Below are 17,338 nucleotides of genomic sequence, written 5' to 3' on the forward strand. Positions count from 1 at the left end.
AAAAACTGAGAAAGAATAATCATCAGACATAAATTTATAATCTGCACTATGGAGGAAGTAAAATGACGGTCTCTATCAGGTTTTTTCGTTTTACGATTGGATTGTTAATCGCTCTACTATTATTTGTCGCTCCACATTCATTCGTTGAAGCGGCGAATCAAACGACTGCTAAAACGACGAAGGAGTACCTAATCAGCTTTAAACAAAACGCCCAACCCCAAAATATTCTAAAAACGCGAAAGGTCAAACACCAACAAAAAGGTAAATTCCAAAAACAAAATACAATAATCGTTGAGTTGGATCAAGAAGAGCTCGCGCAGCTTCGAGCAGATGCCAATGTAGCGTTCATTGAACCTAATAGTGAAGTGTCTATTCAAAATATTGAAATTGCGGAATCCACAGCAACTGAAGGGGAGGGAGATATTGTCGATTCCCTCTCTTGGGGGAATGTTGCAATTGGCGCGAATATGCTAGTGGATGAAGACATGAAGGGGGATGGCGTAAAAATCGCCATTCTTGACACCGGTATCTCCTCTCATTTAGACCTCAACATAGCTGGGGGTACCAACTTTGTGGAAGGTGTGACCGGGTACGCGGACGACAATGGTCATGGCACACATGTGGCGGGCACAATTGCAGCCAAAGACAATAATTCCGGTATTGTCGGAATTGCTCCAGGGGCCTCCATCTATGCTGTCAAAGTACTGAAGGCAAACGGAACGGGGACCTATGCGCAAGTCATTCAAGGGATTGAATGGGCTATTGAAAATCATATGGACATCATTTCAATGAGCTTTACAGGAGCTGACGAATCCGAAGCACTGCACCAAGCCATTCAAGAGGCTAATGATGCCGGTATTGTGCTGGTTGCAGCGGCTGGGAATCTGGGGGCCGGTACGGAGACAGAGATGTATCCCGCTCTGTTCGATGAAGTTATTTCAGTCGGAGCCTCAACGCAATCCAATGTTCGGGCAAATTTATCAAGCACCGGGAGTCAACTGGATCTCGTTGCACCTGGAGTGGATATTTACAGTACTTCGTCTAATGGTGGTTATGAGTTTCGTTCGGGGACATCAATGGCAGTTCCTCACGTCACTGCTTCAGCGGCTGTGCTGCTGTCCAAGTATCCGGAAATGGATGTTGCCGGTATCAAAAATTTGTTGTACTCATCAGCTACAGTTTTAGGAACGACACATGAATATGGTCACGGACTTGTTAATCTGGCCAAAGCGATGGGGGTTGTGGATTCTGCCTTGCCTCCGTTCGATGTCAACTCTAGTGATGATACATTGCCGGAAGCCCCGGGTGCAGGTGAAGTAAGCATTTCTAGTATTACTAGGGGAGCTTCGTTTAATTTAAGTACGACTACCCCATCTTACCCTGCTGGAGTTACAAAATACACCAAATTGGTTGTGGGGGTAGATGGCCCGAGTTCTGTTCGCAAATGTGAGGCAACTTACGTAACTTCATACTCGGTTGGCAGTACTGCCCCATCGCCGGCATTATCTTGTTCAACGAGTAGTTCATGGCCTTTGGGGGCTTATGATGTAAAATTCACCTTCTTTTATTCAGGTGGAACGATAACGATAACGAATACCTTCGCACTGGAACCGGAAGCCCCTACGGTTACCATCGGGACGAGAACCAGAACAAGTATTGCGTTTACTTGGAATCCAGTAAATGATATTAAGTCCTATAAAATCCTCAAAGGTGGTACGTTGGTTGGAACTACAGCCGGTACAAGTTACACATTAAGCAATCTTAGCCCGTCAACAAGCTATCTGATACAGGTAAAAGCGGTTTATCCGGATGATTCCAACTCGGGGGTAATCTCAAGCCCACTTTATGCCTCTACATTGGCTCCCTTAACTGCACCTAATGCACCGTCTGTTACAAATGCGACAGCGAATTCCTTCTATGTGTCATGGAATAGTGTATCTGGCGTAAGCAACTACAAAATATTAATTGACGGGGCGTTGTATTCTACTGTAAGTACCACTGGAGCAACAGTGAGTGGTCTAAACCCCAATACTCCGTATTCCGTACAGGTCAAAGCGGTCGACCCTTACGATTCTACTTCTGGAGCAATATCGCCAGTAACGACTGCTTACACAACTAAAGCGGCAGGGCCAACTGGACTAAGCTCTTCATTTGTTACGACGAATACAATTAAAGTGAAATGGGATGCTGTGTCTGGTGCCACCTCGTATACGGTTATAATCATTAAACCGACGGGGACCCTATCATACAATGTAACAACCAATGTGTACACGTTCTCGGGGTTAGTTGCCGGCACAACCTATACAATTCAGGTAAATGCGAACAATTCATTGGTCTCCCAGATTTCTGTGGTTACAGAAGGGAAAGGTGCGCTTCCTGCCACTATTCCTCTTTCTATCAACGGAACTATACATACAGCGAGACCTTCAAATCTCTTGCCATAAATCGGAGGAAATGAAATGAAAAAGGTCATTATAAAAATAGTAACGTGTTCAATAATAACTGCCCTTCTAATGACTTCTTGGCCTTCTGGGATAAGTCGGGCACAAACGATGGGGCAACAGCATTTAGAGAAGGCGACAACAACAAAACTATATAATAAACGTTCGCAACTTGCCGGAGACTATGGAAAGAAAGAAAGTGATATTCAAGCATGGCTAAATCAGGGGTATACCCTTGATGAAATAAGCGGAGCGCTTGCAAGGCAACAATCGGAAGAAGTAACGTTGACCACAGCGCTAGGTAAGGCGCATAAATCTAACCTGAACCGTTCAACGGATGCAAGTGAGATCGAGGTTGGAGCAGACTACGTAGGCAACCCGGATAATGCATCAATGATAGCTGCGGATGCTACATTGTCCAATCCGGTTAGCGAGGTTACACTTAAAAATCTTAATTTGTCGTTCGATATGGCCCCTTTCTCTGTAAGCAATGATCAGGAATCTATTTCCCCGTTAGACGGGAGTTTATCTGCCTCTAACACAGATTTTGTTCTTCCAGGGAGAAATGGACTTTCTTTCGCTTTAACCCGCAACTATAGTACTTCAGATTCTCAGTATTTCGAGATTAGTCAAACGTACTATAATGATAAAATTGTATATGATGTTGTGTTTAATGGAACGGTGGCAATTTATCGTAAAATATATGCACCAGTTTTTCAAATGAGACATACAAGAGATTATGCTGATTGTAACGAAAATGTATTAGTGAACGAGTGGATAAGTACGGATTATTGGCAACTGGATACGACATCTGTGAAATATAACGATGCGCTGGCGTTGGCTGCCTCACTGCAGTCTGAGCATCCATCCTATTTGGGACAATATTCAGCATGCGTAAATAACATAAAAAAACGTGATACTTACTATTTCGTACTGGGGAGCGCAAGTGTTCAGAAAGTTGGGGAAGAATTACTTGGTACCTATCACGATACCGATATTTTTTATGGAAGCTATGAGACCTTAGAAGAAGCTAACCAAGTCAAACAAACGAAGTTCGACCCCATTGCCGGCGCGGGTACTTATTTAATCGATTATGACATTGGAACGGATGACACCCAATATATATATCCTCGTTACTATGTAGACAGCGGAACTTCTTCTTCTTACGTAGTGCCCGAAGCTGCGGGATTTTGGCATGCGTACAATTCGGCTGGCAAGACTTATTCAGATTCGCACTTTCCTTTGGGTAAGGGATGGAGTTGGGATGTTCCGTATATTAAAAGTGGCAAGTATGTGCATCTTAGCGGAGGAGGAACGTATGAAGTCAACGGGACTCAATTAAAAGGTTACCCGTATGATGATGTTACCTTCACCTCCCAATCTGGTACAATTATGGTTAATCAAGCATCTCAATCCTATTCCTATGTCCTTAGCAATATTTCTGGACTCAAACAGTACTTTAATTCAAATGGTCAAATCATCAAAATAACCGACAGTTATGATAATTACATCGACTTCGGTTACTCGTACAATTCTACTTATGGCCAGAATCTATTAACAAGCATAACGGACCCATTGAATAATCAAATTCAGATTCAATACACTACCTCTGAAGTTACAATTACCTATGGCGATCAAACGGTCAAGCTAACCAAGGCTTCTATACAGAATAGCGGCAGCACAATTGAATTGCTCGACCGTGTGACAGATTCGATGAATCGGGTTACACGCTACGAGTATCAGCAGGCTACCGACACTCGTTATAACGTTATCAATAACAATATTGCAGGTGGAATCAGCAACGGATACGCTCTTTTGAAGACAGTCTATTATCCTACCGGGGCTGAGACACATTATACGTATGAGTCTTCACCGGTGACGAGGTATCTGTCTTCTAGTGCGGTCAATCAGGCGTACCGAATCCAGTCTCGAGAGGATCATATCGTTTCGATTAATCCGGACACGCAATTGCCGACATTCCAGCCTAATAATCGCGTTAACTTTACGTATAACGGAGACATCCAAAGCTCTTATGGGGCGGATATGACGTTCTCAAGTGTCGTGGACTCGATTCTTAGTCAGACGACGTACACCTATGACAAAGACTTCTTGGATGACTCGAATCCCGAAGTCTATTACACCACGCAAATAAAACAGTCTCAAGGCGGTTTGGAGACAACGACAAGTCAGATATATGATCGCACACGGAAGCTTCCGACACCGACTAGTTCCACAACCGTGTATAAAAACACGCAATCCGGAGCTACTCGAACGGTATCGACAAGCCAGACTTATGATAATAGCGGCAATATGACATCGCACACCAATGAGCAAAACGTGACAACCCAATATACGTATTTCCCGGGAACACATCTTGTACAGACCATTCTTCAGCCGATTTCGGCCAGCAAGAGTCTCTATACGGTTGTTACCAAAACGGTGAAGAACGATCCGGACACGGTAACGGTTACGGAAAATAACGGCTCCGGTGCGCTCCTGCAGATGACCGACTATGACTACGACAGCTATGGGAATGTCATACGGGTAGCATCCAAGAAGGATGCGCAAGATTTAAACAAGGAAGTAGCTATTAACTTTGAGTACAGTAGTTTATACAGTGGTGCTTTTCTTACGCGTCAGCAAAATACGGGGACGGATATTGATGGGAATCCATTCACCGTATCTGTTCAGGCAGAGTACAATCGGGCGACCGGACAGATGACTCGCTTTGTAGATGGGAATCAACAGGGGACAGATTACGAGTATGATAAGTTGGGGAGGATTAAGAAAGTTATCGATCCAAACCTCAAAACAATTCAAATTCAATATAACGACAACACAAATATCGTTACCCAAACCAATGAAGTTGGGGCTAAGACGGAGAGTCGTTACGATCCACTTGGGCGTTTAGCCCAGCAAGGCATTTATGTGAGTGGTGTTTACACGGCTAAACAAAAAAATGTATATGATGCATACGGACGAGTTCAGAGTACGGAGGATGCCGAGGGAAATCTGACGCAGTACAGTTACGAGTTGCTTCCTTCTGGTTCCAAGACAATTATTACTTCGCCGAATCCTGAGAGTAGTCAATCGTTTACGCAAACCAATCTAATTGACCTGACGCAGACAGAAGGCGACGGCTTAGGCAATCTGGTCAGAACAACATTGGACGTTATGGGCAATGCCATTCAGGCGGAAACGACGGAGATAAGCACGGAAGTGCCATCTAAGCCTGCAGTCTTGAGTACCCAGAATATGACTTATGACTACGCGGGCCGCATGCTGACAGCTACGGATGCCAAGAACCAAACAACACAATATGGCTATGACATGCTTGGTCGACTAATCTCCGTCACTAACCCATTGGATGAAGTGACGAGCTATCACTATGATCTCTTAGGAAATCTTGAGACCATTCAATATCCGGATCAAACAGCTACAACCAAAGTCTATGACTCCTTGAGCCGATTGATCTCTTCAACCAAAAGCGATGGAACCCAAGAGAAATATCGTTATGATGGCAATGGCAATGTAACGAGCTATACGGACGAAGTGAATCGTGTCTTTACTTCAACGTACAATTTTAGAAATCAACTATTGACGCAGTCGGATGGCGATCACGTAACCGAATTCCAATATACGGATGATGGCCTGCGCAAGTTGATGATAGACACAACAGGCACGACTGGTTATAGTTATGATCCAAACACACGTCTGTTGCGCCAAGTGACCTATCCAGATCAAAAGCTGTTGAAGTATGACCAGGACAACCGTGGCAATGTCAGTCAGTTGATTGGCCCGTTCGGAGACGTGTCTACCTATCAATATGATACAAGCAACAGATTGAAGCTTATAAATGATGGGTTGGACAGTCAATACGGATATTATGGAAATGGATCGTTAAAGACGGTTACGCAAGGCAACGGCATTACATCTCAATACTACTATCAAGGCTTGAAGTTAAGTGCCTTGACTTACTCTGGGGCTAATTTGTCTGCCGTTCAGTATAGCTATGAGTTTGACGCGAATAGCAATATCACGAAGACGACCAAAAATGGCGCATCACAGAACTACACATATGATGCGCTGAATCGAATCGAGACGTCCACCCTTAACAATGAGGTCTACACGTATGATTCACGCGGCAATCGTGCAACATTGCAAGCCGATGTCTTGCCAGAACCATTGGAAGGCAATACCCAACTGAACTACGAATACGATGCGTATAACCAATTGACTTCGGTAGATGTTGAAAATGAGGAAGTAGTTGTTTATCGTTATAATGGTGATGGCCTGATGGTAGAGCGTGTGGAGAACAATGAGACCACCCGTTATTATTACGATGGCGATCAGATCATTGCCGAAGGCAAAGTGAATTCAGACGGAACCGTGACTAAGGTAGCCAGCTACGTAAGGGGAATCGGGCTTAGTTACCGAACCGATAGCGGGGGCAACAAGTTCTACTATATGGCGAACGGTCACGGGGATATCGAATACCTGACTGATGCCACAGGGCATATCCAGAATCAATATACCTACGATCTATGGGGAACGCCTATACAGCGCGATGAACAAGTAGCAAACCCCTTCTTGTATGCTGGAGAGTATTGGGACTCGACGACAAACCTTCAATATCTGCGTGCCCGTTGGTACGACCCGAGCGTGGGACGGTTTATCAATGAGGATACGTATGAGGGGCAGATTGATAATCCGTTGAGTTTGAACCTTTATACGTATGTTGCTAATAATCCCTTAATTCGATGGGATCCAACAGGACATTCGTTTACTCAAGATGCGGGCGGTGTTGGGGGTTGCGGATGCACTTATACAAAACCATTAAGTGAAATGACACCTGCAGAACTTGGGGCATTACTTAATGATCCATCTGTTTCAAGTGATGATAAGACAAGGATTATAGCATATATAGGCATCGCTTACGGGGTTGGCGCAACCGAAATTGTTGAAATAAAAGCGTCACAATTCGCAGGAAAAGCAGGCAGATGGTTTAAATCATTATTTAGTAATGGAACCAAGACTATAAATAAAATAGTGCCTTCTAAGTTCGGTCTAACCCAAATAAAAAACCATCTAACTAATAATGTTGATGGGATGTCTTACGCACCAAATAAAGTTATGCTGAATAAAATTGAGGAGATGCTTAATAATGGTGAGGAGTTAAAGGGAGCATATAAAGACTTCTATGAACATGAACTTACTGAACTAGGGTTGATGAATCAAGGCTACTCATACAATCAAGCACATGATATGGCCTTAGAGTTTCATGGCGTTCAACCTCAAGCACTATACGCTCCTGAGGTTATCAAACAAATGCGTATGTGGTTTAATAAAAGAGACCTTGAGTATTGGAATATAGAATAGGAGAATAATTTATGCCTAAAGAATTAACATTGGTGTCTCTTGGTAGTTTGATGTTTTCAAATGTAAATTTACCTATTGAACGCGATGGTTATTACTTTGAGTTACAGCTTAAGAGAGATAAAAGTAGTTTTGCAGGTGTCGGATTTAGAGTGGTTAGAGATAATAAGAAAGAAAATAAGATTATTAAGTCTTATAATTATGAGAAGGAAGAGTATGTTCTTGAAACTAGAGGGAAATACGAGAAGATTCTATTCGGTATGGAAATCGACTATTTGCAGAGTATCGAGAAAGTATTAAGTACCACTGAAAAGAACTATGGATTAGAGGTGTTTTTTCTTGTTTATTCTGATGTCCGTTCAAGTCCAAAAGTTTTCGAAGAACTAATGCAAAGTCTTGATGAAAGAATAAGCGATTTACAATAGTGTGAATCAATAGTCGAGATGAACCTTGATTGGAAGCCACATGCGAGTGTAACAACTGGATTTTCTTAGCGGGTAACCCGATTTCGGCGGGAGAAGACTAAGCGCTGAGAGACCGCGTCGAACGCGGTTTTGGGGACTGTGACAGGTTGCCGATTGGTAATCTGTTGCGGCCCTCTTTTGGCTTTTCTGTCAACAGCCTGCAAACATAAACTTGACGAAAGCAGTTGCACGCGGCTCGGAACCAGCCATAGTGAGGCGGTTGGGTCAGGCGATACTCGGATGTTCGGCGGCTTTGTTTGCGGCCAAGATCAAAAGAATGATTCAGCCACTATTACCAGTCCCCCACTCTACTTTGCAAAAATATTTTGTTGAATGGTTGACGTTGTGGCACGTCTGGTGATATATTGTGAATACGACGTTCCGACACGTCTTCTGGGGAGGGGTTACGATGATCGGTCTTGCGTTCATTGCATCGTTGCACAACATCACCTATAAGGATTTGGCCAAGGAGTTGGGGCTGACTCCATCGACGGTCACGGATTGGATCAGTACAAGAAGACCGATACCACAAGCAAAGAAGGAGGCGCTGGCTCGTTATTTTCAGATTAAGGAGCACTATTTCCAGAAAGAATTGACCAAAGTGGAGGAAATCGAACTTCAACTAAATTATTTGGAGAAACGCTCGCGGCAGGACGCTTACGAAGACGTGTACGAGGACAGAGATGAATTCGGCAAGTTGTATGAAGTGAAGGTATGGGTTGACCCTCATGAGGTTGAAACGCAATTAAAGCGGGCAGAGTTGGCGATTGAAAAAGCATTGCTGGCATTGCGCGGAGATATGTTCAACGAACTATACGATGACGAATATCTATTGACTGGGAATAGCCCGATAACCGAAATGATACAGAGGCTAACCATGATTTTGAATGAAAAAAATGAAGAAGGGCAGATGGAGGAGCGCTGGAAGGAAAAACATCTGAAGAGATTGGAGGCGGTAGGCTCGCTGATGTACTTTATGGGACCCAAAGGGGTTGGGTTGTTTAACGAGGAAGAGGAAAGTTTCCATGAGGAGCTTTATCACCTGCTTCAGAAGCATGATTTACTATGGGAGTAGATCGTGCGACGGCACATTTCTTATAACATGCACAATCATGTCCCATATTTTAGAATACGAATACTGGGGTATTGCATCCGTTTTTTGCTCATTCATAGTTATTTCAATCGATTCCTTCCTTTCGCCGCGCTGCTAAGTTAAAATCAAAATGTCGCAATATTTTTCTCTTCAGGAGGAACCCCGAATTGGCGCTTATCAAATGCAATTATTTCTCGGAGACGCTCGGCATCAGCACAAGCATGACGGTTATCCTTCCGCAGCGGACGGTTCGGCAGATCGGGATGGAAGGAACGGCTGCAGACGGCAAGTTCCCGACGTTGTATCTTCTGCACGGCTTCTCGGACGACGATACGATCTGGACTCGCCGGACTTCGATCGAGCGTTACGTGGCGGCCTCGGGGCTGGCGGTTGTCATGCCGAACGTCCACAAGAGCTTCTATACGAATATGGCGCACGGCGACGCGTACTGGACCTTCCTGACGGAAGAGCTGCCGCAGCTTGCCCGCTCCTTCTTCCCGCTGTCGGACGATCCGCAGCTGAACTTCGTCGCCGGCTTGTCGATGGGCGGCTACGGCGCGTTCAAGTGGGCGCTGTCGTATCCGGAGCGGTTCGCCGCCGCGGTCAGCTTGTCGGGCGTGACCGATCTGGCGGCCATGAGGTCGCAGATTACCGTAGATGCGATCGGGCGCTCGTTCGACCTGATCTTCGGCGACCGGCCGGTGGAAGGCACCGCGGACGATCTGTTCGAGCTGCTTCGCCGGCGGCCGCAGGAGGCGAAGCTGCCGGAGCTGTACCAGGTGTGCGGGACGGAGGACTTCCTGTACGAGGGCAACGTGCGGTTCCGCGATGCGATTCAAGCCTCCGGCTATCCCGGGTATCGCTATGAGGAGGAGCCGGGGGAGCACAATTGGGAGTTCTGGGACAAGCATATCCAGAACGCCTTGGCGCTGTTCACCCGCAAGCTGGACGAAGCGAAGCAGTAGGAGGAAGGGAGCCGACACGGACGTTCCGTCAGGAACGCGGCCGGAGTCGGCTTCTTCTCCGTACCGACCCATTGACAATATCTACTGTAACTATTAAAATTACAGTACGGCGGGGGCAAGGCATCGTTAGCAGCCGTTTGTAAGTCTAAATTTTCAGAAAAATCCAAAAAGGCGGTGGACGATCATGACTGTTGCAATTGGAGATTGGGTATCGGGTCATTCGAGCGAGGGGGAACTGGTACGCGGCTTCGTCGAAGCGGCTCATGCCAGCCAAAGCACCGTCGATATCTTCGTAACGGATTCGGATCGGGAAGCCGCAATCGGCGGGGTCGTCACTTTGCGGCTCGCAGCGGTCCGGAAGCTGCCGGCTTATGCTGCGGACGACGAGAGCGGATTGCTTAACTTTATCGATATGGCGCTCATGACCAAGGATGCGCAGTGGTTCCGGGAGCTGACGACCGCCTTGGCGGACGTTCGGGTGAAGCATCCCCGGAGCGCGGACAGCAAGCCGGCTCCGAAGGGACGCAATCGCCTTCTGTACCGCATGTGACCTGGCCGGTCTAGGAAGAGGAGCCTTCCCGGCGGAGGGTGAATACGGCAATCTCGGGGACGCTGCCCAAGCGGATGGGCAGCGTCGTCGTGCCTACGCCGCGGTTTACATACAGCCGGTAGGGCCGCCGTGCCCGTTCGCCGGCTCCAATGAAGTAGCTGCCTCCGATATACTTCCTGCCGAGCGCCGTGCGATGGATCGCTCCGACGAGCGGCAGGCTGATCTGCCCGTTGTGGCTGTGACCGGACAGTTGCAAGTCGACGGGATACTTCGCAAGGCCGTCCGCAGGATCTCCTTCGTGCAGGAGCAGCAAGTTAAACGCACGTTCGTCAAGCCGCGAGAGCGTGCTCTCCGCATCAGGCCGTCCCCTCACATAATCGTCGAGTCCCGCAATCGTGATCTCTTCTCCGCTGTCCAGCTTTATTTTCCTACAATCGTTGATGAGAACCTCGAACCCTCCTTGCGTCAAGATAGGCCCGGAGCAGCGCTTGTCCCGGGTGAAGCCGAAGTCGTGATTGCCATAGACGGCGAACTTGCCGAGAGGAGCGCGGATGCTGCCCAGAACCGGGGAGGCCGCCGGATCGCTCTCGGTCTTCGGGCTGCGCGCATCGTACAGATCGCCGGTGAACGCGACGATGTCGGGTTGCATCTCGTTGATTCGCGCCGCGAGTCTCTTAAGCCGATTCAGAGAGTAATAGTGGCCGATATGCACGTCGCTGAACTGCAGGATCGTCTTGCCGTCGAAGCCGGGAGGCAGATGGGGAGAGGCCACCGTGTGGCGAGTCACTTGCAGCCTTCGCGGTTCGACGAGCGCGGCGTACAGGGCGATCAGCAGGCAGGCCGCCGGCACGGCGATGCCGATGAACTCGATCATAGGCAAACTCCTTTCTCCGGTGGGGCTTGCGTGCGTTGGGTCGGAATTCCATTGCGATACCCTCTAGCTTAACAGATATGCTCCCCGGAGGACAAATGGCTATGCTCCCCGGAGGACAAATGGCTGGGGAAGACAAATGGCCGGTTCGGAGCCTCCTCGCCTTAATTCTCCCTCCTCAGACAAGTTGATAATGATTTTCATTGACAGAAGCGATGATAATCACTATCATTTGGAAGTGGAGCTTCAAGGTCATCAAGGGGGAGCGTTGGGAAGATGCCCAAGATCAAGTATTGCTGCAAGAACTTCAAGCTCGGCTCGAAGGCCGTATACAAGGCGATGAAGAACGAGTTCCCCGATCTGAAGCACAAGAAGAAGGACTGCATCGGCTGCTGCAGCGCATGCTCCAAACAGTGCATGGTGTTGATCGGCAAGACGGAGCTCGTGAGGGCGAAGACGCCGGAGCTGCTGTACGAGAAGCTGAAGACACGAATTGGCTGAACGGGAACCGGCTGAATAAACGATTTAAGCGGCGTTAGGGAGATCCTCCCTGCGCCGTTTTTTGTGCGTTGCGGCACTGCGGCGATAGGGAGACGGCCGCCCGCTCGACCTATAAATCATCGGGTGATGTAGAGCGGATCGGCAGGTTGTTCCTGTGAATGATTAAAGTTACAGTTTTGCATGAGGGGAGGGAGAGCCATGGCCGCCGATGCGGGAAGCGAACGGACAGCGATCGGGGAACCGATTCTGAGGGCGGAGGGGATCAAGCGGGTGTTCGGCAGAGGCATCTCGGCCGTAACCGCCCTCTCGAATATTCACCTGACGATTCCGCAGGGGACAATGGTGGCGCTGAGGGGACGCTCCGGCTCCGGCAAGACAACGCTGCTCAACATTCTCGGCGCGCTGGACGAGCCGACGGAAGGCAAGGTGATCTTCCGCGGCCGGGAGACGACGCGGCTATCGGGCAGGGAGAGAAGCGCGCTTCGCCGCAAGGAGATCGGTCTCGTCTTCCAATCGTTCGGTCTCGTGCCGCTAATGTCGGCTTACGAGAACGTAGAGTTCGGATTGCGCATTGCGGGAGGACCATCACAGGGATATCGGCCTGCTGTGGAGACGGCGCTGGAGAAGGTCGGCATGCGAGAGAGGATGAAGCATCGTCCGCCGGAGCTGTCCGGAGGAGAGCAGCAGCGGGTCGCGATCGCGAGGGCGATCGCCCACGGTCCGGAGCTGCTGATCGCGGACGAACCGACGGCTGAGCTGGACAGCCGCATGGGGCTGCAGGTTATGCAGGTATTCCGCGAGCTTGTCCGTCATTCGGGCATGACCGTCGTGCTGACGACACACGACCCGGGCATCATGGAGCTCGTCGATCACGTAATCGCATTGGAGGATGGAACCATTGCACCTCAATGAACCGTCGCATCGCCCGGAACACCGGCAGAAGCCGGATCTGCACCAATTGCACCAGCACCAACATCAACAGTACCAACCGCATCAACAACACCGGAACCATCAGCGGCAGCCGGGTGAGCACCTCCAGCAGAACGGCCGGCAACGGGTGCTCCCCCATCTCCGCCAATCTCGCCGGCTTGGCCGGTTGTTCGGATACGCAACTGCCGCCCGTCTCGCCGCGCTGGCTCTAACCCTTGGCGCATCGCTGGCGCTGACCGGCTGTTCGCTTCTTCCCGCAGAGGAAGGTACGCTCAAGCCGCCTCTCATTCAACCGACAGAGGAGACCTTCGACGTGGTGGAAGCGGCCAGAGGGAATATTCAGACGTATCTGCAAGGCAATGTGTCGTTCGTCTCCTCCGCGGTCGAATCGATCTCGTTCAAGGAGTCGGGCGGCAGGCTCAAGGCGATCCACGTCGCGCTCGGCGACCAGGTGAAGGCGGGCGATCTGCTCGTGGAGCTGGAGACCGGCGACCTCGAGCTGCAGGTCAAGCTGCAGCGCCTCAGCGTCGAACGGGCGCAGTTGTCGTACAAGTCGGCCAAGGCGTCCGGCCTGGAAGGAGACGACCTCCGCTATAAGGAGATCGATCTTGAGCGCGAGACGTTGACGCTGGCAGCGCTTGAGCAGCGCTTATCTCAATCGAGGCTGTATTCGCCGTTCTCGGGAACGGTGACGTATGTCGATCAATTGAAGGAAGGCGACGGCGTCTCGGCCTACCAGTCGATCGTGACGGTTGCGGACCCCGCCTCCATGCAGTTGACGTATATTGCCGGGAACGCTCAGGACCTGCTGCCCGTCGAGCCCGGAATGCCCGTCAGTCTGAAGTATAAAGGGAAGGACTATATGGGCAAGGTGCTTCAGACGCCGTCGAACGCTCCGGTCACGACCGACCAAGCGAAGGCGGATCGCAACGCGGTGACGATGATCATGAGCATGGACGGCATTCCGGAAGGCGTGAACGTCGGCGACGTTGCGGAGATGAGGCTGGAGCTGCAGAAACGTGAGAACGTGATTATTATCCCCCGCAGCGCGGTACGTTCCTATATGGGCCGAACGTATGTGCAGATCGCCGAGGACGACCGCCGCAAGGAGGTCGATGTGGAGGTCGGGCTGACGACATCTACCGCAGCGGAGATCGTTCAGGGGCTTGAAGTCGGGCAGAAGATCATTCTGAACAATTAGCCAATCGCGAAGCTCAGGCAGAACGCGGAGAACATACGGAACTTTGGAGGCCCGCCGCCAGGGCAACGGAACGGAATGAGGGATACGCATGGCCTTATGGACGATGATCCTCCGCAAGATGGCGAAGAACAAGTGGCTGCAAGTGAACCTTTGGTTCGGGTTGACCGCATGTGTCGCCTTGTTCAGCTCCATGCCGCTCTACTCGCACGCCATTATGCAACGCACGCTAATCAAGGAGCTCCAGCAGGTGCAGGCCGAGAGAGCGGTGTATCCCGGTTATGTGCGAATCGGCACGACGAACTCGGCGGAGAGGGGGGACGAGAAGGCGGAGAAGGCGATCGCGAACGCGGATCGCTTCGCTCAGACGATACCGGCCCGAACGGAGCTTGCCGAGCAGTCGTCCTATCGGATGAGATCCACTCAGAAGATGAAGATATACGGAGCGGACGCCTCCGAGAAGGAGATCAAGTCGCAGAAGACGACGGGTGCGTTCAAGACGGTCGACGATCTGGACCGGCGTGTCGCGCTAGTCGAAGGGAGAATGCCGCAGGAGCGGGACGACGGCGTCTTCGAAGCCGTCGTGACGAACAGCTTCCTGCTTAAGGTGAAGAGGGGCCTCGGCGAGGAGCTTATTGCGGAGTCGGCCAACGAAGGGATGTTCCGCGTCGTGCCGGTCGGCATCGTGGAGACGAAGCCGGCCGCCGATCCCTATCTCCCGTATATAACGAGCGAGGACAGCGATGGCTTCCTGATCCCGTTCGACACCTTCGAGCGGGAATTCACGAACGGTGGCAAGGCGAGAGTCGCCGAGCTGGAATGGCGCTACGCGCTTGATTACGAGCAGATGAAGCTGGACCTTGTCGACGGCTTCCTGACCGCAGATCGAGATATCCGCCGCTACTTCAAAGGCAAGCTTGGCGTGGCGGAGGTGAACATTCCGGCAAGCGCGAAAGTGCTCGGCTTCCAGGGGCTGCAGTCGAAGCTCGATGTTATGCTTGTCTCGCTGTACACCCCGGTTATGCTGATGCTCGCCTTCTATCTGTATATGGCGGCCAATCTGATCATCGATCGGCAGAAGACGGACATCTCGGTGCTTCGCAGCCGGGGAGCGAGCCGATTGCAGATCATGACGGCCTACACGGTGGAGAATCTGCTTATGGGTCTGGCGGCGCTGGCGGCAGGTCCATTCCTCGGCGTCCTGTTGACGAAGGTGTTGGGTGCGTCGAGCGGCTTCCTGGAATTCGTACAGCGCTCGGCGCTCGAGGTCAGCTTGAGCAGCGCCTCGTACCGGATCGCCGCTATCGCGGTAGCCGCCGCCATCGCGCTCGTTCTGATTCCGGCCTTCCTGGCGACAAGAACGAGCATTGTCAGCCACAAGCAGCAGTCGGCGAGAATGACAGGCATGTCGTTCTGGCACAAGACCGGGCTGGACTTCGTGCTGGTCGGCATCTCGATCTACCTGCTGATCAACTTCCGCAGCAGGCAGGAGGATCTGAAGCGGCTGGCGCTCGATTCGGATGCGCTGCGAGTCGATCCGCTCCAGTTCCTGATGCCGACGTTGTTCGCGCTTGGGCTTGGGCTGCTGGTGCTGCGGGTGTACCCGTGGTTCGTCCGACTGCTGTTCTGGGCGAGCCGCCGTTGGCTGACGCCGGCGCTCTATCATACGCTGATTCATATCAGCCGGGCGTCCAGCCAGTATCTGACGATCAAGGTGTTCCTGGTCATGACGGTGGCAACGGGCTTGTTCAGCGCAAGCGCGGCGAGAACGATCAACGACAACATGGAGAGCAAGATCCGCTATTCCGCAGGCAGCGATGTGACGATGACGACAAGGTGGGAGAGCGATGCGCCGCCATCGACGAATCCGAGCTATCAGCAGGAGGCGAACGGCTCTACGACGGCGGCGAAGCGCGTTCAGTATATGGAGCCGCCGTTCGAGCCGTATCGCGAGCTGGAAGGCCTCGAGTCCGCCGCTCGTGTGTTCATCAAGGACGGAAGCCGGTACACGGCGGGCAAGAGCGGATCGTCGGGGAGCTCGACCCTGATGGGGATCGATACGAAGGCATTCGGCGAGACGGCGTGGATGAAGGACGGACTGCTCGATTATTCGCTCAACAGCTATCTCAATCTGATTGCGGAGAATCCGAAGGCGGTGCTGATCTCCCGTTCGATCGCAGAGTCGGCCAAGGTGCAGCCGGGGGACGCGATCTACATATCGTGGGACGGCCTTGACCCGGCACCGTTCACAATCTACGGCATCGTCGATTACTGGCCGAGCTGGAATCCGCTTCCGAGCGGCGAGGGAGCTGACCAGGAGCCGCCGAAGCTGATCGTCGGGCACTTGAACACGATTCAGAACAGATTGGCCGTCGAACCTTACGAGGTATGGTTGAAGCTGAAGGGTGGAGTGACGAGTCAACAGATTTATGACGAGCTGACGGCGAACAAGGTGAAGCTGACGGGGTATCGTGACGCGAAGCAGGAGCTGGTTCAATCGAAGAACGATCCGTTCCGGATGGCGATTAACGGCGTCATGACGCTCGGCTTCTCGATCTCGATGCTCATCTGCTTCTTCGGCTTCCTTCTCTTCTGGCTGCTGACGCTGAGCGGACGAACGCTGCAGTACGGCGTGCTGAGAGCGATGGGCGTTCCGTTCCCTCAGCTCATTCTGATGCTGATAAGCGAACAGATTCTGACTTCGGGAGCCGCCGTGCTGATCGGCGTAGGGATCGGCAATATGACCAGCGAATTGTTCGTTCCATTGTTCGAGATGTCGTTCCAGACGAAGAGCCAAGCGCCGCCGTTCCAGGTTGTCTATCGGCTAGGCGACTATGTGCATCTGTATGCTATTGTCGGAACGATGCTCGCCATCGGGCTTCTGATTCTCGGGTATCGGCTGACCCGAATTCGCATCGCCCAAGCACTCAAGTTAGGGGAGGAGTAAGC

The 17,338-nt window shown here is 51.0% G+C and carries 11 protein-coding genes; 10 read left to right on the forward strand and 1 reads right to left on the reverse strand.

Annotated features, from left to right (window positions below; genetic code table 11):
• Window positions 1-62: 62 nt before the first annotated feature.
• The 6 genes from E6C55_RS26575 (at window position 63) to E6C55_RS26600 (ending at window position 10,889) form a co-directional block, all read left to right on the forward strand.
• Window positions 63-2,444 (forward strand): S8 family serine peptidase, encoded by a 2,382-nt coding sequence (locus E6C55_RS26575; protein WP_136372869.1) that lies wholly within the window; start codon window positions 63-65, stop codon window positions 2,442-2,444.
• Window positions 2,445-2,459: 15 nt separating this feature from the next.
• Complete coding sequence (locus E6C55_RS26580; protein ID WP_136372870.1) at window positions 2,460-7,820, forward strand: RHS repeat domain-containing protein; 5,361 nt, start codon at window positions 2,460-2,462, stop codon at window positions 7,818-7,820.
• An 11-nt stretch (window positions 7,821-7,831) separates the two neighbouring features.
• Window positions 7,832-8,242 carry a hypothetical protein gene (locus E6C55_RS26585; protein WP_136372871.1) on the forward strand — a complete coding sequence of 137 codons (411 nt, stop codon included), beginning with the start codon at window positions 7,832-7,834 and terminating at the stop codon, window positions 8,240-8,242.
• 448 nt (window positions 8,243-8,690) lie between these two features.
• On the forward strand, window positions 8,691-9,356 hold the full coding sequence (locus E6C55_RS26590) for a helix-turn-helix domain-containing protein (protein WP_136372872.1): 666 nt from the start codon (window positions 8,691-8,693) through the stop codon (window positions 9,354-9,356).
• A 185-nt stretch (window positions 9,357-9,541) separates the two neighbouring features.
• Window positions 9,542-10,339, forward strand: a complete 798-nt coding sequence (locus E6C55_RS26595) for an alpha/beta hydrolase (protein ID WP_136372873.1) — start codon at window positions 9,542-9,544, stop codon at window positions 10,337-10,339.
• A 184-nt stretch (window positions 10,340-10,523) separates the two neighbouring features.
• Window positions 10,524-10,889 (forward strand): hypothetical protein, encoded by a 366-nt coding sequence (locus tag E6C55_RS26600; protein ID WP_136372874.1) that lies wholly within the window; start codon window positions 10,524-10,526, stop codon window positions 10,887-10,889.
• Window positions 10,890-10,899: 10 nt separating this feature from the next.
• Here E6C55_RS26600 and E6C55_RS26605 read toward each other — a convergent pair whose 3' ends face one another.
• A complete protein-coding gene (locus E6C55_RS26605) occupies window positions 10,900-11,763 on the reverse strand; it encodes a metallophosphoesterase (RefSeq protein WP_136372875.1) in 864 nt (287 codons plus the stop codon).
• A 273-nt stretch (window positions 11,764-12,036) separates the two neighbouring features.
• Here E6C55_RS26605 and E6C55_RS26610 point away from each other — a divergent pair, with 273 nt between their 5' ends.
• From E6C55_RS26610 to E6C55_RS26625, 4 genes are all read left to right on the forward strand, one after another.
• On the forward strand, window positions 12,037-12,261 hold the full coding sequence (locus E6C55_RS26610; protein WP_136372876.1) for a DUF1450 domain-containing protein: 225 nt from the start codon (window positions 12,037-12,039) through the stop codon (window positions 12,259-12,261).
• A gap of 198 nt (window positions 12,262-12,459) precedes the next feature.
• A complete protein-coding gene (locus E6C55_RS26615) occupies window positions 12,460-13,173 on the forward strand; it encodes an ABC transporter ATP-binding protein (protein WP_136372877.1) in 714 nt (237 codons plus the stop codon).
• Window positions 13,160-14,392, forward strand: coding sequence for an efflux RND transporter periplasmic adaptor subunit (locus E6C55_RS26620; RefSeq protein WP_230986874.1), 1,233 nt, complete (start codon window positions 13,160-13,162; stop codon window positions 14,390-14,392). Before E6C55_RS26615 ends, E6C55_RS26620 begins: the two co-directional genes overlap by 14 nt.
• A gap of 88 nt (window positions 14,393-14,480) precedes the next feature.
• Entirely contained in the window at window positions 14,481-17,336 is a 2,856-nt protein-coding gene (locus E6C55_RS26625) for an ABC transporter permease (protein ID WP_136372879.1), read from the forward strand.
• The last annotated feature ends 2 nt before the right edge of the window (window positions 17,337-17,338 follow it).

Source organism: Cohnella fermenti, assembly GCF_004801405.1.
Taxonomy (GTDB): Bacteria; Bacillota; Bacilli; order Paenibacillales; family Paenibacillaceae; genus Cohnella; species Cohnella fermenti.